This window comes from Legionella birminghamensis (assembly GCF_900452515.1).
Lineage (GTDB): Bacteria > Pseudomonadota > Gammaproteobacteria > Legionellales > Legionellaceae > Legionella_C > Legionella_C birminghamensis.
On sequence record NZ_UGNW01000001.1, the window covers coordinates 3,035,606 to 3,055,518 of the forward strand.

Here is a 19,913-nt window from a genome sequence, read left to right on the forward strand (position 1 = left end):
TAGGATACCTCGTTGAAAAGTAAGACTAACGAATTTAATCGCTTATATTTGCATAATTATATTTATCTAATTACAATTGTAAGTAACACACCCGCCAAGCCTATGTAGACTTCGGTCTTTAAGCTCAAATCGCGCGGGTTTTTTTTGTCTTTCAATAAGGTGTTCAAACTTGGCAACCGTCTTTACCAAACCGGCTATTACTCCTAAAGAACAGATGGAACTTTTAAAAAAACGGGGCTTAGCTATTCTAGATGAGTCGCGCGCACTCTGTTTTCTGGAGGCAGTCAGTTTTTTTCGATTAACACCCTATATGCGCCCTTTCAACATGAAGATAATAGCCATCTTTTTAAAGACAATACAAAATTTAGCCAATTAACCCAATTATACAATTTTGATAGAAAACTTCGGTTACTCATAATTGATGCAATCGAACGAACGGAAGTTGCAGTACGTGCTCATATATCCAATACATTATGCAAGAAATATGGACCACATTGGTATCTTGATAATTGCCACTTCAAAAGCACTTATGACCATCAACGATTAATCCAGTCGATTAAAGACAAACAACAATCAGCTCTTGATGACTATAACCGTGAATGTGCACGTATAAACAAACTACAAACGATTGTTGAAAGCCATAAACAAAAATTAAAACTGAAACGCAAGCAAGAAAGCTATGCTCGCCATTATGCCCTAACTTATGATCAACCGTCATTGATGCCAGGGTGGGCAATGCTTGAAGAACTCTCCTTAGGAGAGCTTTCTCATTTATTCAAGGGTCTTGCAAAAGATAAAGATAAAAAAATTATAGCCAAAGGATTTAACTTATATCCGCCTCTTCTGGAAAGTTGGCTTCATACTTTAACTGTCATTCGTAATATATGCGCTCACCATGCTCGCCTTTGGAATAGAGAATTAGGAATTAAACCAGCCCGGCCAACACAAAAAAACTTTCTCTGGCCTTTATATCTAAATAAAGATCATCAACATACACGAATTGCGACTGTATTGGCCATGCTTCATCATATGATGCAGCAAGTCAGTCCAGATACAAATTGGTGTAAAAATTTATTTGATTTATTTGATGCTTTCCCCGGTATACCTTTAAATAGCATGGGATTAAATATGCATTGGAAAGATGATAATTTCTGGAAACTCAATTCTTGAATGTAATTCCACGTGAATAAGTCTCTAAAGAAAATTTATCATCTTAAAAATTAAGAGTGCATGTCCATCAACCACATCAGGAAGATTAATATTCCACAATTTTTTATACCAGAATTCTGATCTTACCCGTCAAAATCGGACACATTACTAAGCCACTTTTTGGGTTTCAAATGCTGCGGGCGATTTATAGCCAAGCATGGAATGGTAATCCCCCCATTTTTAACCGAAGTCAAAAGTAGAGGATTATGCCACTAAGGCCAATTTTCGCCTTGGAGGAATGCCTCCAATAGCCGTTTTTGGGCGTTCATTGTTGTACGTCCATAACCATTGTGTCGCATGAAGTTGAACTTCTGCAATACTTTCAAATAAAAATTGACTTAACCAGTCATACCTAACGGTGCGATTATAGCGTTAAATATAGGCATTTTGCTGCGGATTTCCAGGCTGAATAAAAACCAACTGTATCTGATTTTTATCCGCCCATTGTTGCAGCAGTTTGCTAATATATTCAGGGCCATTATCACAACGTATTTGCCGGGGTTTACCCCGCCACTCGATGATTTGATTAAGCGTCGAACCACGCGCTCTGCCGGCAAGGACAGATCGACCTCTATGGCAAGGCCTTCGCGGTTGAAGTCATCAATCACATTTAACAAGCGATAGCTACGACCATCCTCTAACTGGTCATGCATAAAATCCATCGACCAACATTCCTTAATTAACCATAAGGCTATAATTCGCAACATTGCACTTATGACAGATTATTATCCTGTTTATCAATCTACATATATATGCAAAGAAGCAAGATCATATGAGCTATTCAATTATTTGAACAAAAATATGATTTCTGTATATAAATATGATGAATATACTAAATTAAAGTTAGGCATTCATAAGCTGTAGTAGTTCAAACTTGATCTGACAGTTGCCGGTTTTTTCAGAAGTGTCTGTCAGGTCAAATTCAGTTTATAAATTTTTCCATCCAGATTTATTTCCTATCCACCAAAGTTTGCATTGGGGTTCGTCCACAACACATTTTGCCCTGATGGGTTCGCTCATTATTGTAGTAATAAAGGCATTCGTCCTCTTTCTGAAGTTCATCAAGGATTATCGTAAAGTTTCTTACGGAATGTCACTTGGTAAAACTCCTGTAAAATTGTTTTATGGGAGCGCTCACAGATACCATTGGTTTGAGGCCTTGGTTTTTGTATGCTCGATATTGTTAATCGCTAAATACAATTGGAAATCATGTTGCTCGACCAGAAATGTTATGCTGGCAATCGATACAGATTCGCGTTTTTACATGCTTTTTTGGGGGCTAAGAAAAGGAAATATCCAGAATTTTCATAAGCAATTTCTTGAAAAGTTTAGTCGGCATATGACTGCCTTGACGAATATGGCCGAACAAGATGAAACAGTGCTTGCAATAACTATGAGCTTATTTTTTAACCACCACCTTGAATACAAATTCGTCCAACGTGGCGATCGTTCAGTACAAGCACATATAAATGATGTGTTTTTTAGTCTCCAGTATATCCATTACAGTTTTGTTGACGATGTGCCAACTGAAGAAGAGCTACTCTTTATTGATTGAAGAATGGAAACAACGTGCATCGCCTTTAACCTATCCAATATTCTGGTTGGCATTCCTTGATGATAATGCAATAGGAATGGTTGGTGCTGGTGTAGACCAAACAAATCGATACAACTTGATCGGGATGTGGGTGAAACCAGAATCACGAGAATTTGGTGTCGCCGAGGGTTTAGTAAATGCAGTTAAATCTGATGCGATAAGTAGAGAGTTCAAACATGTATTTCTAGATGTATCACCGGATAACGTGAAAGCCACCCGATTTTATAAAAAGCATGGCTTTGTTTTTATTGGGGAAGAGAAACCACTTCCAAGCCATCCAGATATTTCGGTTCACACGATGAAATGGCAGCCGATGTCGTAATCCGCCTAAGCAGGGATTTATCCTTTGGCGACTAATCAAACTTAATGGATAAGGCCCGGGTCGGTTCCGCTCATAAGGTCAGTATTCTATTATCAATTGCTCTGAGCCTAACCAGAGAGAAAGAAACCTTGAAAAACCTGTTTATAGGATATTATTTGTGATCATGGGCTTAACGTTGAGCAAGCTGTAACACCTTACTAACAAAACTCAGCTTTTCATCCGTATATTTTTCACGGTCATACAGGTGCTCCTGAGCCAATTTGAACTTCAATTGTTCATATTCACTGGCAACATCGGGATGTAGTCGCAGGTAATCTCTGAACAGTAATTTATTGCGCCAATGAGCCGAATTTTGCTCAACTATGTGCACATGATGTGTCCGTTTTTCGCCATACGGGGGCATGCCTTTAACAAAGAACATGCGTCCTGGATCTGGATTGTCAGCCCAGTATTCATAACCAAGTTTTTGTAAAATGGGAACCGCTATCAGTTTTGTGCTTTCTAAAGAAGGAACTGCAATTTGAATATCCAGTATTGGCTTTGCAGATAGGCCAGCTATTGCTGTACTGCCGATATGCTGAATATCAATAATTGAATGCTCAGGAAAAACTGACTTTATTTTGTCAATTTCTCTCTGTGCCAGCGATGGCCATTCTGGATTGTAAGGTTCGAGAGTCACATGGTCTTTTTTCAAGATCTCAGGGCTTTCGGCGATATAATCCTCCACTGTAATCGCCCAATGTTCATGGCCACGCCATTCATTGTTTATTTTTAAATATCGCGGAGAAAATCCCTCATAACGAAAACCATTGTTTTTCACTAATTGAATTGACCGCCTGTTGTCAGGCTGTATATTTGCCTCCAGACGGTGTAATTTCAATTCATTAAACACTTGGTGTAATACCAGTTTTAATCCCACACTCATATAGCCCTTGCCCGTATAATCGGCAACCGAATAAAACCCCAGATAGGCGTTCTGGAAGAGCCCGCGGACAATTTCAGTGATATTAAAAACGCCCAAGAGGTCATTTGACCGATTACAGACAAAAAAACTTTTTTGATTGGACTTTAGAGTGCGCAAAAAGAAGTCATCATATTCTTTTGCAGTCAGCGGCGGTGTGACCCAGGGGTAATGGAAGGATTGACTATGCTGCATAGCCTGTAAAAAACTTTGTTTATCCTCTATTTCAGGCTCACGAATAATAATATCTTCCATAGGTTAACTTGACTCTTCAGCTTTAAGACAAAATACATCAACCAGAACATTTTTAAAATGGGTTTGTTTCATCAGCCGCATGCCAATTTTTTGTGCAACACGCTTCGAAGCATGATTTTGATAGTGAATAATGGAAACCAGCAGGGGAATCTGAAGCACATTAAAGGCGTAGTCTCTGACCGCCCCAGCAGCTTCGGTTGCAAGACCACTTCCCCAGCATGGCTCATCCAGGCGATAGCCCAGTTCAATGTACTGATCCCCATCGATTGTCTGATGAATAAAACCGCAAAAACCAATTAATACATTTGATTCTTTCAAAATGAGCGCCATTAAACCGTATTTTTGTTTTTTATATAACTCTATCCACTCCGGTATTTTCTCGGCAATAACCTTGCGGCTAACAGGCTGACCATCACCAATGTAACGCATCACATTTGGGTTTGCGCAAATTTCAGAGAATCGTTCTATATCCTCGTGAGTAAAAGATCTCAAAGACAGTCGCGCTGTCTCGATTATGGGATTCATATTAGGCCTTAGAGTTTAACTACTAAATCAAAAGTGATGATGCCGCCCTTTCTGCAGCATTAGAAATATTTTGCAATAAGCTCTCAGTGGTACTATGACTCTTAAAACCTGAGGTAAAGAAATAAAATCCTGCCCCCTATTTAGCATAAGGCTATGTTCTTAACAAGCGCCACTATTCTTCCTCCCGATCATTCTTCCTGATATTCTGAATGGCCTCACTAAAAGAAGCTGCCAGTATTCCTGTGGGCATCGCAATCAATCCAATACCTGCAATGGCTGTGATTGCGCCAAATAGCTTACCTATCGGGGTGATCGGGTAAACGTCTCCATAGCCAACAGTTGTTAACGTTGCTACTGACCACCACATTGCGCGCGGAATGCTTCCAAAGTAATCAGGTTGAACTCCGCCCTCCACAATATACAATATTGAAGAGGACAGCATTAAAGCAAATACTCCAATAGCAAAACTAATAATTAGTTCAAATCGTCTTGAATAAATGGCATGTCCAATATTCTGCATGGCAACAGTGTAACGTCCTAATTTTGCAATCCTTAATACACGAAGCAACCTTGCCAATCTCAAGATAAATCCTTCAGTACCTAATGTGGTGAGAAAAATTAATAATACGGTTAGCAAATCCAGGATGGCTGCCGGTGTGAGCATATAAGCGAAGCGACTCGAGTATTTTGGATTTTCCACACTTGCCCAGACCCGCGCTGCATATTCTATTGCAAAGATGATTGTGAAAACCCATTCGGAGAACAGGAATATCCATTCATGCCCTTTATGGATTGAACGCTCAGTCTCAACAATCGCCAGCAGTAGTGATAAAAGGATTATGATGGTAATTATTTTATTGAGTAAGGATAAACCAGGAGTTTGCCTTAGAGCGGGATCCAGGGACTCTGCAATTTGTCGTCTTAATGACATGTTTTTCAATGGAAATGGTAATTTTATTTAATTATTGTTGAAATAAACCTCCTTATCTATTTTTAGGCCATAAAAATCTCACTTAAGATATTCCGGAGGGAGACTTGCTCCATTAATTGACAACATAAATTTTAAATGTACTATATCAATTCCGGGCAATGACTAGCTCTTGTATTGTTTCACTGGCTAAAGCATTGTCTCAGGAACTGCGATGAATTATTGGCCGCAGAATCTATTAGTCTTTCAAGGAGCAACAACATGTCTGGCTTCGACTCCCATGCAGATTCAGGTAATGAATCTGATTATATATCAAGCGCCTTTACTCTCATGTACCTTGTCACGGCAATTTCGGTTTTGACTTATACCATTGCAAGACTTGCTGAATCGAATAATCACTTAAATTATGAAAGCCGCCCTGCGCGTGTTATTGCTGGCTTTCTGGCCTTTATGATGCATTTGCTGCACACGAAAGGCGGTGATATTGAAATCAGGAATACGGAGGGAACTCTTTATGCTCTGGGACCCCATCGAACTGGATGGGAAGCGGGGGTTTTTGCTTCGAAATTTAAGGATGGAGCTGCTCCGCCACAGTTTCTTGCCACCACTAATTTTAACCGAATTCCAGGCGTCAAGACTTTTTTGGAGATGTTTAAGGCAATTCCCGTGGCAGCACATGCACCAAAGGGGAGAGATGGCCAGACGGCTAATCGAGGTGCTATCGAAAGTGCGAATGATGCAATTCGTAAAAAAGGTTGTGTCGCAATGTTCCCACAGGGGAATTTTTCAAAAATAGGCGAGGAACCGCATAGAGTATATGCAGGCGTCGCTCGGGTTGCTGTGGAGAATAATATTCCCGTTGAGGTGATCCGGCTGGATGGTTTCTGGAGCTTGCAAAACCCTCTTATCCCGTTATTTATACGAAACCATAATTTGTATCGTGTGTTTTTTTCTGCACTTCATCTGAATAATGTAAGAGTCACCCGCTGTGATCCAATTAAGTGGCACTTGGAGACTGAAAATACATCCCGCAGTACTGAGGAAAAAATAGAGGAAATATGCGCTCAGCTTTATGCTTATTTTCGAGAAACAGGAGAGCTTACCCCTAAGCAAATAAAGGTTATCGATAAAGAGATTGAGAGTGGCGCACATCGGTTGATCTGGAAGAATAAAGTCAGGCGCGATGAATTAATCAAAGAATCCTTAAGTCTGAAAAAAGAGGCGGAAGAACTTGAGAAGCCTACAGCGGATTTGATGAAAGCTTGTGCTAGTTAATCAGGGGGAAGAGATTTAAGGCGTAACGGAGTGGGAATTGTTGGCAGTGTAGTTTAAACAAGGCTTCGTTTGGACCCCGTGGTCAAGCCCATAGCTATCTACACAAGTGCATGAGAATTAAAAGCTATCGAATCCCCGCGGCTGCGACCGCGGGACCCACGAAGCCAATTTAATGTGAAGCACACTTGTTTATGACTACCTGTTAAACCCTATTTTTTGGCTACATTGAAACTTATCTGCGGACCATACTACTTCAATAGGCATGGGCCCCGCGGTGCCGCGGGGAGTCGGCATTTTTCGTCGCGGTAGCCGGAGTCTCGCCGGCAGTTAGAGGGATTCAATTGTTCGAAATGTCAGATTAATTCGGGGTGTGTGCACCATTTTTGTAGGCGGTAGACGATGCAGCCAATCCTTTTGGGTGCTGCCTTTCATCACTAATAAACTGCCATGCTCAAGTATCGTTGAGACAACTTCCTTGCTTTTTTGATGTCTAAACGCAAATTTTCTTTCTGCGCCAAAACTTAGCGAGCCAATAGCGCCGTTTTTCTTCAGATCTTTTTCGCCATCGCTATGCCAGGCCACTCCCTCGCTGCCATCATGATATAAATTGAGCAGGCATGAGTTATATGTTTCCCCGCTTTCCCTTTCGACAATTCTTTTTAATTCTTCCAAAACAGGAATCCATGGTAGCGCTGTTTTGGTAATTTGCGAGTAAGTATAGGAAAATGCCTGCCCGGCATACCAGGCTACTTTGCGCCTGGTGATAATCTTCTTTCCAAAAACCATCGCCTCGTCATGTGTCCAGGCCACTTCTTTCATCAATATTTGAAAATAATCATCAGCCATTTGCAGGGGCATCACCGGACCATAGTAATAGACAATGCCATCGCAAGGAAGCAGGTTCTCTAATTGATTATCTGTTTTTCCGCTGAGCTCCACACCGCATACCTCTTAATAATTAAATCTCTGACCTGGCGGCTTCCCATCCGATGATGGCCTTTTTCTTTGCCTCGCCCCACATATAGCCACCCAATTTCCCACTGCTTTGGATAACCCGATGACAGGGAATGAGAAATGCCACTGGATTACGTCCAATAGCTGTCCCTACCGCCCGTGAAGCCGCAGAATTGCCTATATTTCTGGCGATGTCGCCATAGGTTACAAGAGAGCCCATTGGAATTTTCAAAAGACTTTCCCAGACTTTCAATTGAAATGTCGTTCCTGCGAGATGCAGTTTAATTTTATCCAGCTGCTGCCAGTCCTTTTGAAAAATAGACAGGGCATCCTGCTGGAACTTATCGGTCATTTGCTGGTATGTTGCATTGGGAAAATGGGCTCTTAGAGCTGATAAGGCCTTTTGCTCATCTTCCTCAAAAGCAATGTGGCATACGCCCTTCGCAGTGGATGCAACTATCAGCTTTCCAAACGGACTTCCAGCAAAGCAATAGTTAATCGAGAGCGCAGCCCCGCCATTTTTAAATTCACCAGGCGTCATTCCCTCGATTTTCACAAATAAATCGTGCAAACGTCCGCCGCTGGACAAACCGGTTTCATAAGCAACATCTAACAAGGCTATTCGATTTTTCAGCAAGGTTTTAGCATGGTTCAGGCTGATATACTGCATAAATTTCTTAGGGCTGATACCAGCCCATTCACTAAACATTCGTTGAAAATGAAAGGGGCTGACATGGACCGCATTTGCAATTTCCTCCAGTGAGGGCTGACTCCTGAAATGATCGCCGATGTAATGAATGGCCTTTTCGATACGGGCATAATCGAACTGTTTTTGATCTGTCATTGCCTTACTCCTTCACTCATTATAGGCCAGGGCAGCAGCACTAAGCGCATGATTAATGCTAATGATAGATTGCGTGCCAATTCATGGAAACCCGATTCTTGCGATCTTTAACGACAGGCCTGGTTATAAATGAGTCTACCCCACTAAATTGGGCAGACCGGAAATCATATGACCAACATCATCCGGATCCTTACCCTTATCGTGCCTGTGTTCGTCTACAACAGTCGTCAGCACTTTTTTACAGGTTTCTTGATAATATCTCTGTACAAACTTTTTTGAAGTGGCCTGAAGGAAGGTAATTTTGAGCAGAGGAATTTCTTCATCACCGGCTATCCCTTCGTCTATTTTGAAATCGACACCTTCTTTAAAATCCGAATCCCTGCTTTCTTTCCGGAAAATTGCCAGATATTTAGGCTCGAGAAACCAAACGATTTGCGTTGATTCTGGTGTGGTACTGCGTTTTTGTAGGGCGGCACTTCGCTCTACTGTTTCAGGAAAACAGGCAGTCAGCTCTGAAAGAGTCAGTTGTTTATGGAAACAAATTACATACCAATCCATGCCTGTCTCGAAATACTTTGCCTCTATTTTACGGTCTGGCAGCTCTCCGTAAACGCTAAGGATCTCATATTTAAGGGGGCTATGTTTTGCTTCCTTATGGAATATTGGCAGGAGTTCTTCTGTAACTAATAAATGAAATACTGGTTTTTTAAAACGAGCAGTTTGCTTAAACTTTTGTATTGAAGATTTTTCGTTACTTTTACAGCAGGAAAAGAGGGCGCAGGACCAGCTATCATTTGAATATTTCCGGGCAAACAGTCCAGGCCCGTCTTTGGTTAAAAACAAGAGGGAATTGGATGCGTCATTTTCATCCGTATAACGGTAAAGATCAACAATATCACCTGTTTCTTCAACCGGAATTTCCTCGGATAGGGGATAATACAGCAGGCCCTTTTTCAAAGGCATAAAATATTGACCTTCTTGAAGAGAATCCAGATGCCTTACCTCAAAAGGCAATTGCCTGGGAGCTATAAATCCTATTTCTCCTTGCTGTACTCCATAGGCCAGCGCATGCGGATAGGTATCTTTTGCTTCGTAAGAACAATAACTCATTAAAATTGCATGTTTATTCAGCCATTTTTGAGGCACTCTAATTTGTTCAACTGGCATATATACTCTCCCATTAACTCAAATCAATCACACAAAAAGAAGATATTATACACAAAATAGACAAAATATGCACAGCAATAACATTAATAACGGGACGCTTTGATTACATGCCGCCAAAATATGGCAGGATCAGCATCTGGTGAACTGCATTGTCCCGCACAAACCGACTATTAGAGCCTCTCCAGCTTTTACGCCAGCATCGCTATACAATAAACAATGCATGGAAAGCAGTATGGAGTTATTTTGAAGCCCACACAGCAGCCCTGCGAAACTACCTACACTGAAAAAGAAAGCAATTAAACATATTATTTTTTTCACTTTTACTACTGGCAAATATGAATTTAACATCCTGATTAATCCCAGAATATGCCAATCCGAAATCAAATTCGATATAAATTAAAACCAAGACTCATTGATTAATTTATGAACATATTCTATGCTAAAAACGCAACAATAGCAGCCACGGGAGAAATCTATGTCTAAAAAGCAAGCAATAAATGAAGTGAATAAAGTCTCAGATAGCGAGTTAGAAAAATTGTCGGGAGGAGGGGTTGACTTTTCCCACCTGCCCATACACGGACTAGCGCAATATAATGTCCTTACCCCCTCCTCGCCAGTGTCAGCAGCACAACCGGATTATAATTCTGGCGGTAAAGGTAATAAAAGTGGTAAAGGCGGTGGCAAAAAAGATAAAAAACATAAGAAGAAGTAATTTCACTTTCAATCTATGAATAGCAACTGTTCTCCCGGAATATTCATTCCGGGATTGGAAACAAGGCGTTAATCACTGGACGTTTTGATGACATGCTGCCAAAATATGGCAACATCCATATCTGGTACACTGCTTTGTCCCGGGCAAATCGTCTATTAGAGCTTCTTCAGCTTTTACGCCAGCATCGCTATCCAGTGAGCGGTAAACTGCTGGCAGAAAAATTGGGCATTAGTCTGCGGACGTTTTATCGCGATATTGCTGCATTACAATCGCAAGGCGCAGATATTAGCGGAGAACCGGGCGTAGGTTATGTTTTGAAACCTGGCTTTATGCTGCCCCCGCTGATGTTTTCCGAGGAAGAAATTGAAGCCATAGTCCTGGGGTCGCGCTGGGTTGCGAGAAGAGCAGATCACAAGCTGCAACTGGCTGCAGCCAGTGCGCTGGCAAAAATATCCTCTGTTCTCCCTCATGATCTGCGGCAACAGCTTGAGTCATCCGGCCTGTTGGTTGGGCCAGCCAATACTGTCCTCTCCAATGACAGCTATGAAGCACTGATTCGACATGCAATCCGTAAAGAATATAAGCTGGAAATCGCTTATTCTGATGCAAAAGAAGCAGCAACCACACGCATCATTTGGCCGCTGGCTCTGGGTTTTTTTGAAAGCACCCGGGTGGTAATCGCCTGGTGTGAAAAGAGAAATGATTTTCGCCATTTTCGCAGTGATCGTATCACCAGCCTGAGTTTGATAGAAACAGGCTTTGGCAAAAACCGTCAGGCGCTCCTAAAACAATGGCGGGCAGCCTTCAACATCCCTGAACAGTAAGTATTCGCTGCTGACAGAAACTGTCACTCTTCCTCATTACACTAGTTCCTGATTATTAATGAGGAAAATAAAATGTTAGAACCCAGTGCTGTTATTATTTATGTGAATGATGTTGCGGTGAGCAGCCAGTTTTATCAGGAATTAACTGGGATAGAACCTGATGAACTGTCTCCCGTATTTAGTGCATTCAAATTACAGAACGGCATGACTATCGGCTTGAAAAGCATGCAAAGCGTAGAACCGCCTGTTGAAGGGCGCGGCGGATTTGAATTAGCATTTACGGTGGCAAACAATCAGCAGGTCGATACTTTATTTGCACAATGGCAGAAGAAAGGCATTCCTATCGCCCAATCACCCACAGTACTACCCTATGGCTACACATTTACCGGGCTTGATCCCGATCTGAACCGTCTTCGGGTTGTCGCACTGGAAAAATGATAAGGAAAACTGAAAATGTTAATTCAAGCAGTGGAAACAATTATTCCTCCTTTTACGGTGACAGGTTTTAGGGTTAAAACCAGGAACAGTGAGGAATTTAATCCGGAAACGGCCAAAATCCCAATGCTCTGGCAGGATTTTTTTGCCAGCGAACTGGCAACAGAAAGTCCGGTGTTCGGTGTCTACTCCGATTACGAATCGGATGCCAATGGCTTTTATACAGTGACTGCAGGCGTTTCTCAGAATATCCCTGATAAAACGCTGAATAAAGTATTGATCACGGGCGGAAAATACCTGGTTTTTGAGGCCACTGGGCCAATGCCAGTAACGGTAATCAATGCCTGGAAAGCAGTGTGGAATTATTTTGAAGCCCATACTGCAGTCCAACGAAAGTTTGTCAGCGACTTTGAGTCCTATAGCAGTCCGGAACAAGTTGCCATCCACATTGGTATTGCTTAGGTCAATTTACCGCGGTCTGACAAGAGAGTTCCTCGCATTTTTTGAACAGCCAAACTTAAGCTTATATCTCAGGCCGAACGGTGCTGATACAATTTGGGTTGGATTATTTCTGCTCGTTCAAACTTTGCGTGGATCTCTCAGGGTTTGACACTGCCGCTGCAAACGTCACCTTCTTCAGTTCCTTCATCCCATTTCTTGAGTTGCTCAACTCTTGCCGCTGTCAATTGATAGAGAGCCAGGCAGCGGCACATCGGGCTTACGCTGCCGCTGTCGCTTCCATTGGGATATAAAGAATCCAAATGCGCGTCCCTGAAGGAAAGCCATTTTTTCTGGGCCGTTACAAAGCTGGAAATAAAGGGTTTATCATCCTGATAGCTTTGTAAAATCCGTTTATAGATGGCATTTAATGAGGCATCTATTGCCTTGAATTGCTGACAAGCATCCTCGGTCATCTCAGACTGTGTCTCAGCAAAGCTGGCAATACTAAAAATGATCGCAATTATACACATTAATTTTTTTTTCATTTTTTTCTCCTGTGAATATTAATAGTAACTTCATGATTTATCCCAGAATACGCTAATCCGTCCGCTAATTCGACATGAATTAAAACCATCGATTTCTTGATAAATTTATGCACAGGTCCTATGCTAAAAATGCAACCACTTATGCCTTGGGAGAAAATGTATGTCTACAAAGCAACAATTGGATCAAACCAATAAAGTTTCGGATAGCGAATTAGAAAAATTATCAGGTGGCTCAGGCCTACCTTTGCATATTGAAATAGGAAAACAGCAATTTCTTGCCAATAATCCTGATTACCTGGCATCACAGCCAGACTATAATTCTGGCGGTGGCGGTAAAAGTAATAAAAGCGGCAAAGGTGGTAAAAAGAAAGGGAAAAAAAATAAACATAAGTAATAGACTCACTTTATCATTTAATACCAAGTGCTCCCGGAATGTATTGATTCCGGGATTTTATATGACAGTATATCCAGGACTCAGGCAAAAGCCCGAATACAGCGAACACGATTATTAATTAAATCTTTGTTATACCCAAATCCGTCAGCGCCTGAGGGAAAGCTTACGCCCCAGGCAACGAAGGAAAAGAGAACTTGTTGCGTGGAGCTCCAATAAACACCTGATAATCCGCCAAAATTACAGGGGAATGCCGCATTAGAGCATAGCGCACTATGGATATCGGTTAACTCACTTCTTGCCGGAAGGTACCAGTCTGCACCAATATCTCGACAACGTTGAGCCGCACAATTTCCTGGATCGTTTGAGCAAGAGGCATCCACCACAATGGCATTCGTATTACCAAGCCCATCGTCAAAGCTGGTTGAACCCACTATATCACTACTAGTACCAGTCCATAGGCTAAAAAAATTATCTGCTTGATCTATGACAATCTTACCAATACCGCCGCTTTCTTCAAACACCAGGCCTCCCAAATAATAAAAAGCAATCAGGGTTTGCGGGCTGGTAGTATTGGTCCCGCTAATAGTAATCATGCAGGGGGCATAGGGGGCGCTGGAACTTAATTCCAAAGTACAGTGCCCCCCCGGCGCAACACTGGCACAATCGCTGTCATTTACAGACAAGTTGGGGCAGGCGGCGTTGTTGCTGACTGTAATCGCATTGGCATAATCGATGCTGTTCGCACTATTAGTGATCTCTAATGACAAAGGAGTCATTCCTGAAACTGTCACAATCCTGGCTTGTTGCAAGGGATTAGTAATACTGATCTCCACCTGATTAGACACGGTGACATCGACACTCGTTATGTTGGTATTGTCCCCTGCGATACGAATCGTTGTAGGCCCCTCCGGCGTACCTGAAGCGAAGGTAATTGTGCAACTTGCCCCAACGGCAAGGCTGCTGCCACAGGTTGTACTTTGTATGCTGATAGCGCTGCCATTAGGGATGGTTGCTGCAATATTGATTGCTGGCGACAGAGAGCTAGCATCATTGGTAACAATGACATTGCCTGTTGAGTTTTGGGTAAAACGCAATGTGGTTGGGCTTAGCTTAAGCGTGGCTGGTGGAACCTGGCTGCGGGTAATGTGTAAGCGATTATTAATTCCTGGCTGGTAACATTGATTGGGATTCCCCTGCGTGCAAACCGCAGGACCTTCTGTAATCACGCTGTTTATCTGAGAACCGTTAATCTCTAAGGACAAAATACAGGCCGTTTTGCCGCTGAGCACAAAGGGATTTCCGCAAAGACCAGGGCCTGAGGTGATTTGTGTAATGCCCTGGATAGGCCGCATAGTTAAGATGTGGGGTCTGGCAGATTGATTAGTCACCCGGTATTGCACGATGGCCTTGCCATTTGTCGGCACTGTAATTGCGGTGGCCGTGAGCGGCTCAAACGTCCACAAAGGGCTGCCTGCAAAAGCATTTGACATCAATCCCAATAAAAGAACAATCAGTATCTTCTTTATCCCAAATAGTTTGTAATTACCTTGCATGGTTTAGTCCCTTATGGCCATAGTAAAAGTGAAATAACAATCAAATGCTAAACATGATACTTAGTAAACACTGAAAATCAAAGCCATAAATGCGGAGACACTTACTTGTCCTGAATAAAGAAATGATCTACCGGGCCATTCCCCTGCCCTATTTTTAAGTGTCGACCTGAAACAATAGCAGCAGTTAAATAACGTTTTGCCTGTTCGATAGCAGAATGCAAATTTATTTTCTGTGCAAGAAAGGAAGCAATGGCTGATGACAAAGTGCAACCTGTCCCATGTGTATTATTTGTGTTAATTCGCTTTTGACGAAAGAAAAATAGTTGCTTTGGTTTGTGTAAACAGAGGATATCTGTACTATTTTCTCCTGGTAAATGGCCGCCTTTAAGCAGGACATTCGTTTCATAGTGTTGGCTTATTGCCAGAGCGGCTTCCTGCATATCGTCACAGCAGGTGATCTCTTTCCCGCAAAGCATTTCCGCCTCTGGAATATTGGGGGTGATTAAACTCGCCAGAGGCAAAAGCTGTGTTTTAAAAATGGAAAGGCTTCGCTTATCCATTAAAGAGGAATTGTCTTTGGCAAACATAAGCGGATCAATTACCACTGGCATTTGTTTAGCGGCCTTAAGCCAAGAAGCGATTACCTCAATGGCCTCTTTTGAATAAACCATCCCGACTTTTACCGCTGCAATTTCCATATCGCTAAAGACCGCCTTCAGCTGTTGCTGGATAAAATCAGCTGAGACTGCTTCAATCGCCATAACCCCGCAGGTATTTTGTGCCACCAGTGCTGTTATTACCGAAGCCGCATAGGCTCCCGTCGCTGAAATCGTTTTAATATCCGCCTGAATGCCAGCACCTCCAGAAGGATCCGTGCCGGCGATGCTCAGAACACAAGCTATTTTTTTCATGCTACAAGCCGCTCCCAGCCGGCGAGACTATCCAGGAAATGCATTTTGAATGAACCAGGGCCGGATGCATTTTTTTCAGCGAGCTCACCGCACAAGCTATAGAAAAGCACTGCCGCACAAGCGGCCTGAAAATGGTCATTCCAAACAGCCATGAAAAGCGCAATCACCGCCGTTAATAAACATCCGGAGCCAGTCACTTGCGGCATCAATGCCGACCCCCGCTCGAAATGCTGAATCTGGTTTCGGTTAATCACTGCGTCCATAGCGCCGCTGATAACAGTAATGGATGAATGCGTTTCAACCAGTTTTTTTCCGCCTTCCACCGCACTCTCTGTACAAAGACTGGTATCGACTCCACGGCTGCTTATTTTCAACCCTGCCAATGCGGCAATCTCACTGGCGTTCCCGCGAATAAGCTGGAAGTTGAACTGCCGCAGGAGACGGTCGCAGTGGCTGCTTCGGTAATCACTTGCGCCAATACCAACTGGATCCAGGACCAGGGGTTTCTGCCAGCGATTCGCCTGCATGCAGGCATAATCTGCAAGCGATAAAAATTCTTCGTTTAAAGTACCGGTATTGATCACCACAGCACTGGCCAGTTTTATCAGATCTTCAACCTCATGAATGGCTTGGGTCATAATAGGCGATGCCCCCAGACTCAATAAGCCATTCGCTACCAAATCCATCGTCACCTGATTACTAATATTAAGAACCAGCGGCTTTGCTGTTTTTATTTGCTTCAGAATGTCATTGATGATTTGAATCATGCTTTACTCCTATAATCCTTTCATGAAGTGCCCTGGCTGCCCGCTCAGGGTCATTGGCGTTTGAAATTGCTGAAATCACGGCTGCCCCAAAGACAGCCCGTGACATGATTGCAGCAATATTAGTCATATCGATCCCGCCAATAGCTATCAGCGGATGCCTGGACAAAGCTACCAACTTCTCAAGCCCCTCAAGCCCCCACAAGGTTTTGAGATCCGCTTTGCTCCTACTTGGAAAAATGGCGCTGGCCGCCACATAGTCCAGGCAGGATAAGCGATTTGCCTCTTTAAGCTGCGCGACACTTTCAATTGACCAACCGATGATTTTGCCCGCTCCGAGGATGTTTCTTGCCGCCTCAGGGCGCTGATCCGCTTGCCCGAGATGTACTCCCGCCGCATTGATTTTATGAGCCAAGTCCACATCATCATTAATAATCAATGGGATATTAAAGCAGTCCAATTGCTTCTTAAGCTGTCTTGCTTTCACATATCGTACACTACGAGACGAGTTTTTATCCCGATATTGCACGGATAACACACCGCCTTTAACCGCTGATAATAACAAATCAGGGTTGGCATAATCGCTTATATAGCAGAACCTCAGGGCAGAGAGCATTATTTTTCCCCAGCGATACAACAGGAAATGGCTTCCAATTCTGAATAGGGCTTCTCAGGAAGATAGTCATTGCTATAGCAATCGCTTACTGTAAATTGCTCATCGGTAATGCCAAGATGTTTCGTATAACGACCAACTTTATTCCAGTCTCTTTCAATATTGAGCAAATTACGGGAGAAAAATGGCAAACTGCGCAGAAAAATAGTTTTGTTTAGTGTATTTCGTAATTGGGGTTTTTGCGCGCAAAGGCACTCAAACGCTTCTTCCGGGTTCTCTACGGTATAGGCTGCACCGCGCTGGGTCGCCCTTAAAAACCCCTTGAGGGTGTGTTCCTGCTGCAACATGCGCTCGGGAACAATGAACTGAATTGAGCAAAAACAGCAGCAGCCTAATCCTGCCAACTCATCAAGCCTTAAAAAAACGGTTTCCCCTGATAAATGCTCAAGCTCTACACGCTGAAAATTGATAAATCCGATTCCTGCATCAATGACACCGCGAGAAATTGCATCACTAACATTCATTCCTACCCGTACCGTTTCATAGCGTTCGGAAATTCCAGCCAAACGTGCTAAATCATCGATTATTTTTTTGCCAAATTCGCCGATATATCCAATCCGTTTACCTGCAATATCATGAAAGCTGCGAATACCGCTGGATTTGAGCGCGATCAGGCCTGTCGGGGGTTCATCAAGCAAAGTGCCGATGGAAGTAAGCGGATAGCCTTTTGCCCTGGCAGCTACTGTATGAATCATCGCTTTAACGCCGAAGTCGACATGGCCAAGCCCTACAATTTCGGTGACATCACTGGGGTCGCTCGGTTCCAAAATGGCTAATTTGATATTTTCCTGCTGATAAAATCCCAGTCCCTGAGCAACAAAAATGGGGCAATGGTAGGGATTGGCGTACCAGTTAAGCAGTAATGTGGTTCTTGATGACAGATCTGACATTTGCCATAACTCCTGTTAAAAAATTAAACAAAAGATGGCAAGCAAGAATCTCGCTATTCGCAAAGAATTTGAATGAAAAGGCAGTCCTTACGCTGGTATGATCCAGTTCAAGTTCAACGGGTAATTCTCAGCCGTGTTAACGACACCCCGCGCCATCTGTTTTGTGATGGTATGTTTTAGAAAATCAATTGTCAATGACTGGACTCGCCCAACCACTCCCTTAACAATCCCACAAATGTCTGCCTCGCCGCACGTAAGGCGGGAACATCCGTATTCAGAGGCGCCCGAAGATCATCACAGTGCGCAGTACCATCAATCAGGCTGTAATTTAAATTCGGATTATTGGCATTTCCGTTAGCGAGTGAAAGCGATAACTTTGACCAGGGATCATTACTGCCATTAGTGAAATAGATTCTGGACACAATAGAATCCAGTAAGGGCGAATAAAAATTCTGATTAATGTAGGAGGTATCTACCCCTGCATCAATACCGAAAAGACGCCAGCATACATTACGATGGTATTCTGCATTAATTCTTGCAGAGCGTGTCGACTGCAGCGGATCAGGATGGGCATTCTGCCAATAGCCGTATTCAGTGCAGGATTGATAGTACCATTGCCGCGAGCCAACACCCTGACTGTAGTAATCGCCATCTTCATTCAATGCACCCTGCGGAGTCATGTCGCTGGCAGTCATTTGCCATCGGCGGAACAATTTTTTGGTGAATGTCGCATATCCTTCCAGCGCAGTGGTGGATTTTGACAGCAAAGTACAAAACTCTTCATGCATACCATACTGGACGGCTGCGGCACCCACATCAGCAATCATGTAGAGGAAATCCGTATTATCCGTTAATTCGCCAGCTGAGAATTGCTCTTTCAACTGTGCAATAGCCTGCTGATCATCCAGTTCGAGCACATTTTCCACTTCCTGCACAACCTGTCGCATTTGTGTTGCGCATTCCACGCCAGCCACTCGGGTTACATGTTGATCATATTCATTAAAATCCTCTTTCGCCCTCACCGGCGCCGAGGAGGCCAATGCCCCCACTACAAGCTCCGGGTGCTGCAAACGGTAATAGGCAGACAAGGAACCGGGATAAGAGCCCCCAAAAGAAACCCATTTGCCCTTCCAGTTCTTTTCGGCCATCATGCTTTTCTGGAAATGAGCCAGATCATCGAGTGCTGCCTGGGTGGAGAGATTTTGTAAATTCTCAACAGACAATTTACCTGGGAGACTTTTTCCATAAAATCGATGCTCAAGAGCTACTAGCCTGGCATTAAATTGCTCAGCGTAGGTTCTGATAGCACCATATAAAGCATAGGGTGAGCAAGCTGCTTCGCCGCAGATGTAAAAAAATACAGGTGAATCAGGCGATTTCGCATAGGTTTCATCTACATAATAACGTTGCGAAAAGCGGCCTGCAGCTGGATCCTCATGTTTAATCAATTGGCTGAAGTAATGCTCCTCAATACTTTGCCCCAGCCTGATGTGGCTTCTTTTATCCAGATATCGCTGATAATAATAATCCAGCGGGCTGGAAAAGCCATGCAATGGCAACAGCATTAACGCCCATGCCATTACAATTCCCTTCTTGCGTTGATCCATTTGATTTTATCCTTAATTAGAAAAACGCCTTATCCTAACCTGTTTTTATGACGCAGCCAAAGCCAATAATCTTCTTATCGTATCTCACAAAAACGCTGGGAAAAAAATCATTTTTTGTATACAATGTTCG

The 19,913-nt window shown here is 43.0% G+C and carries 22 protein-coding genes, 2 pseudogenes and 1 riboswitch; of the genes and pseudogenes, 9 read left to right on the forward strand and 15 right to left on the reverse strand.

All coding sequences use genetic code 11. The features are described 5' to 3' along the window. Nucleotides 1–297 precede the first annotated feature (297 nt). A complete protein-coding gene (locus DYH42_RS12965; RefSeq protein WP_237759002.1) occupies nucleotides 298–1,170 on the forward strand; it encodes an Abi family protein in 873 nt (290 codons plus the stop codon). 243 nt (nucleotides 1,171–1,413) lie between these two features. On the opposite strand, the pseudogene DYH42_RS12975 reads toward DYH42_RS12965, so the two are convergent. Continuing rightward, nucleotides 1,414–1,883: pseudogene (locus DYH42_RS12975) on the reverse strand (DDE-type integrase/transposase/recombinase); the annotation flags it as partial. Between the two features lie 275 nt (nucleotides 1,884–2,158). Beyond that, nucleotides 2,159–2,430: pseudogene (locus DYH42_RS12980) on the reverse strand (integrase core domain-containing protein); the annotation flags it as partial. 10 nt (nucleotides 2,431–2,440) lie between these two features. On the opposite strand from DYH42_RS12980, the gene DYH42_RS16465 reads away from it, so the two are divergent. Both DYH42_RS16465 and DYH42_RS12985 read left to right on the forward strand, forming a co-directional pair. Then, entirely contained in the window at nucleotides 2,441–2,764 is a 324-nt protein-coding gene (locus DYH42_RS16465) for a DUF6933 domain-containing protein (RefSeq protein ID WP_147287641.1), read from the forward strand. After that, nucleotides 2,757–3,125 carry a GNAT family N-acetyltransferase gene (locus DYH42_RS12985; protein WP_058523400.1) on the forward strand — a complete coding sequence of 123 codons (369 nt, stop codon included), beginning with the start codon at nucleotides 2,757–2,759 and terminating at the stop codon, nucleotides 3,123–3,125. The genes DYH42_RS16465 and DYH42_RS12985 overlap by 8 nt, the downstream gene beginning before the upstream one ends. A gap of 169 nt (nucleotides 3,126–3,294) precedes the next feature. Here the strand turns inward: DYH42_RS12985 and DYH42_RS12990 are convergent, their stop codons facing one another. The 3 genes from DYH42_RS12990 to DYH42_RS13000 all read right to left on the reverse strand — a co-directional run bounded on the left by DYH42_RS12990 (nucleotide 3,295) and on the right by DYH42_RS13000 (nucleotide 5,797). Next, nucleotides 3,295–4,341 carry a GNAT family N-acetyltransferase gene (locus tag DYH42_RS12990; protein WP_058523401.1) on the reverse strand — a complete coding sequence of 349 codons (1,047 nt, stop codon included), beginning with the start codon at nucleotides 4,339–4,341 and terminating at the stop codon, nucleotides 3,295–3,297. Nucleotides 4,342–4,344: 3 nt separating this feature from the next. Next, nucleotides 4,345–4,866 (reverse strand): GNAT family N-acetyltransferase, encoded by a 522-nt coding sequence (locus DYH42_RS12995; protein ID WP_065232806.1) that lies wholly within the window; start codon nucleotides 4,864–4,866, stop codon nucleotides 4,345–4,347. Nucleotides 4,867–5,038: 172 nt separating this feature from the next. Then, nucleotides 5,039–5,797: an ion transporter gene (locus DYH42_RS13000; RefSeq protein ID WP_058523403.1), complete on the reverse strand. Its 759-nt coding sequence runs from the start codon at nucleotides 5,795–5,797 to the stop codon at nucleotides 5,039–5,041. A gap of 258 nt (nucleotides 5,798–6,055) precedes the next feature. Here DYH42_RS13000 and DYH42_RS13005 point away from each other — a divergent pair, with 258 nt between their 5' ends. Continuing rightward, nucleotides 6,056–7,069 carry a lysophospholipid acyltransferase family protein gene (locus tag DYH42_RS13005; protein ID WP_058523404.1) on the forward strand — a complete coding sequence of 338 codons (1,014 nt, stop codon included), beginning with the start codon at nucleotides 6,056–6,058 and terminating at the stop codon, nucleotides 7,067–7,069. Between the two features lie 327 nt (nucleotides 7,070–7,396). On the opposite strand, the gene DYH42_RS13010 is transcribed toward DYH42_RS13005, so the two are convergent. From DYH42_RS13010 to DYH42_RS13020, 3 genes are all read right to left on the reverse strand, one after another. Further along, complete coding sequence (locus DYH42_RS13010) at nucleotides 7,397–8,008, reverse strand: alpha-ketoglutarate-dependent dioxygenase AlkB family protein (RefSeq protein ID WP_058523405.1); 612 nt, start codon at nucleotides 8,006–8,008, stop codon at nucleotides 7,397–7,399. Between the two features lie 19 nt (nucleotides 8,009–8,027). Further along, a complete protein-coding gene (locus DYH42_RS13015) occupies nucleotides 8,028–8,867 on the reverse strand; it encodes a methylated-DNA--[protein]-cysteine S-methyltransferase (protein ID WP_058523406.1) in 840 nt (279 codons plus the stop codon). A 135-nt stretch (nucleotides 8,868–9,002) separates the two neighbouring features. After that, nucleotides 9,003–10,034 carry a hypothetical protein gene (locus DYH42_RS13020; protein ID WP_058523407.1) on the reverse strand — a complete coding sequence of 344 codons (1,032 nt, stop codon included), beginning with the start codon at nucleotides 10,032–10,034 and terminating at the stop codon, nucleotides 9,003–9,005. 475 nt (nucleotides 10,035–10,509) lie between these two features. Between DYH42_RS13020 and DYH42_RS13025 the strand changes: the two genes are divergently transcribed. From DYH42_RS13025 to DYH42_RS13040, 4 genes are all read left to right on the forward strand, one after another. Beyond that, the gene (locus DYH42_RS13025) at nucleotides 10,510–10,746 is read left to right on the forward strand and encodes a hypothetical protein (RefSeq protein WP_058523408.1); all 237 of its coding nucleotides are present in this window, start codon (nucleotides 10,510–10,512) and stop codon (nucleotides 10,744–10,746) included. A gap of 92 nt (nucleotides 10,747–10,838) precedes the next feature. Next, entirely contained in the window at nucleotides 10,839–11,570 is a 732-nt protein-coding gene (locus DYH42_RS13030) for a helix-turn-helix transcriptional regulator (RefSeq protein WP_237758999.1), read from the forward strand. 72 nt (nucleotides 11,571–11,642) lie between these two features. Beyond that, on the forward strand, nucleotides 11,643–12,008 hold the full coding sequence (locus tag DYH42_RS13035) for a VOC family protein (RefSeq protein WP_058523409.1): 366 nt from the start codon (nucleotides 11,643–11,645) through the stop codon (nucleotides 12,006–12,008). Between the two features lie 15 nt (nucleotides 12,009–12,023). Next, entirely contained in the window at nucleotides 12,024–12,467 is a 444-nt protein-coding gene (locus DYH42_RS13040) for a GyrI-like domain-containing protein (RefSeq protein ID WP_058523410.1), read from the forward strand. A 137-nt stretch (nucleotides 12,468–12,604) separates the two neighbouring features. On the opposite strand, the gene DYH42_RS13045 is transcribed toward DYH42_RS13040, so the two are convergent. Continuing rightward, entirely contained in the window at nucleotides 12,605–12,991 is a 387-nt protein-coding gene (locus tag DYH42_RS13045; protein ID WP_058523411.1) for a lysozyme inhibitor LprI family protein, read from the reverse strand. Nucleotides 12,992–13,151: 160 nt separating this feature from the next. On the opposite strand from DYH42_RS13045, the gene DYH42_RS13050 reads away from it, so the two are divergent. Then, on the forward strand, nucleotides 13,152–13,385 hold the full coding sequence (locus DYH42_RS13050; protein ID WP_058523412.1) for a hypothetical protein: 234 nt from the start codon (nucleotides 13,152–13,154) through the stop codon (nucleotides 13,383–13,385). An 80-nt stretch (nucleotides 13,386–13,465) separates the two neighbouring features. Here the strand turns inward: DYH42_RS13050 and DYH42_RS13055 are convergent, their stop codons facing one another. The 6 genes from DYH42_RS13055 to DYH42_RS13080 form a co-directional block, all read right to left on the reverse strand. Continuing rightward, nucleotides 13,466–14,938 (reverse strand): Lcl C-terminal domain-containing protein, encoded by a 1,473-nt coding sequence (locus DYH42_RS13055; RefSeq protein ID WP_058523413.1) that lies wholly within the window; start codon nucleotides 14,936–14,938, stop codon nucleotides 13,466–13,468. A 101-nt stretch (nucleotides 14,939–15,039) separates the two neighbouring features. Beyond that, complete coding sequence (gene thiD / locus DYH42_RS13060; RefSeq protein WP_058523414.1) at nucleotides 15,040–15,849, reverse strand: bifunctional hydroxymethylpyrimidine kinase/phosphomethylpyrimidine kinase; 810 nt, start codon at nucleotides 15,847–15,849, stop codon at nucleotides 15,040–15,042. Beyond that, nucleotides 15,846–16,616, reverse strand: coding sequence for a hydroxyethylthiazole kinase (gene thiM, locus DYH42_RS13065; protein WP_058523415.1), 771 nt, complete (start codon nucleotides 16,614–16,616; stop codon nucleotides 15,846–15,848). Before thiM ends, thiD begins: the two co-directional genes overlap by 4 nt. Next, nucleotides 16,597–17,229 (reverse strand): thiamine phosphate synthase, encoded by a 633-nt coding sequence (thiE, locus tag DYH42_RS13070; protein ID WP_058523416.1) that lies wholly within the window; start codon nucleotides 17,227–17,229, stop codon nucleotides 16,597–16,599. The genes thiM and thiE overlap by 20 nt, the downstream gene beginning before the upstream one ends. Further along, nucleotides 17,229–18,176, reverse strand: coding sequence for an ABC transporter substrate-binding protein (locus DYH42_RS13075; RefSeq protein ID WP_058523417.1), 948 nt, complete (start codon nucleotides 18,174–18,176; stop codon nucleotides 17,229–17,231). Before DYH42_RS13075 ends, thiE begins: the two co-directional genes overlap by 1 nt. Before the next feature lie 66 nt (nucleotides 18,177–18,242). Beyond that, a riboswitch (TPP riboswitch) is annotated at nucleotides 18,243–18,336 on the reverse strand. A gap of 31 nt (nucleotides 18,337–18,367) precedes the next feature. Beyond that, nucleotides 18,368–19,783, reverse strand: a complete 1,416-nt coding sequence (locus DYH42_RS13080) for a S28 family serine protease (protein WP_083503100.1) — start codon at nucleotides 19,781–19,783, stop codon at nucleotides 18,368–18,370. Nucleotides 19,784–19,913 lie beyond the last annotated feature (130 nt).